We start from the raw sequence: 1,038 nt of genomic DNA, 5'->3' as shown, positions 1-1,038 counted from the left end.
GCCACCAGGCGGTGCTGGATGCCATCGCCCTGGCCGGCTTCGGCCAGGTGACATGGGCAAAGGGCCGCCTGGGCGTGGCATGGGCCGCCGACGAGCAGCCGCTCTCCGGCGTCGTCAACATGGCGACGATCAAGAAGGGCCAGTTCCAGGTCGACTACACCCTGGCCAATGCCGCCGACGGCATCGAGTACAGCTATCTGGACCGCCGCACCTGGAAGGCGGCGACGCTACGCGTGCCGGCACCGGGTGTGGAAGTGATGCTCAACCCGGCCAAGATCACCGGCGAGGGCGTCAGCACCGAAGCCCACGCCGCGATGCTGGCGCGTTGGCATCTGGCGCAGAGCGTCTACCAGTACAAGTCGATCAGCTACAGCACCGACATCGAGCACCTGGCCTACTCGCGGTTGTCCGTGCTGGCGTTGCAGCACGACCTGACCCAGTGGGGCTTCGGTGGCCGCCTGATCGGCGCCACGGTCGATGCCGAAGGTGTGACCACGCTGCAGTTGGACGAGCCGGTGCCGCCGCCCGCGGTGGGCAGTGCGTTCATTGGCCTGCGCGTCCCGGGCGAGCGCGTCTACCGCGTACTGCGCGTGGTACCTGGCAGCGAGCCGAGCGACACCCTGGTGTTGGCGGACCCGTGGCCGGCCGACGCGTCGCTGCCTGGCAGCAGCGAGACCAATCCTGCGCACGACACCATCTGGATCTATGATTTCAAACAGACGCCGGGTACACGCGTGCGCGTGACCGGCATCCGTCCGGAGGGCGACCTCAAGGGTGCGTCAGTGGACGTGGTGCAGGAAGGGCCTGCGTTCTGGCACTACGTGCGCACCGGCCAGTACGTACCGCCGTCGAACGAATCGTCGCTGCAGACCCGCCCCATCGCCAGCAACCTGAAAGTGATCGAACGGCAGGTCAGTCAGGGCGGCAGCGTCCATACCGAACTGCAGGCCAGCTTCGACATCAGCGGGCCGGTGGGTGACACGCTGGTGTTGTCCGATCCAGACGGCAATGCCGCTTTGGAGGAAGTCGCACGTACCA

General features: G+C 67.0%; 1 pseudogene. It reads left to right on the top strand.

What is annotated here, in order from left to right:
* Nucleotides 1-1,038 (top strand): annotated as a pseudogene (locus tag AC1VAN_RS22795) (host specificity factor TipJ family phage tail protein); the annotation flags it as partial.

It is taken from the genome of Stenotrophomonas sp. 05L44_2 (assembly GCF_056665995.1).
Note: the sequence above shows the minus strand (reverse complement) of the source record. Positions and strands in the feature narration are given on the sequence as shown.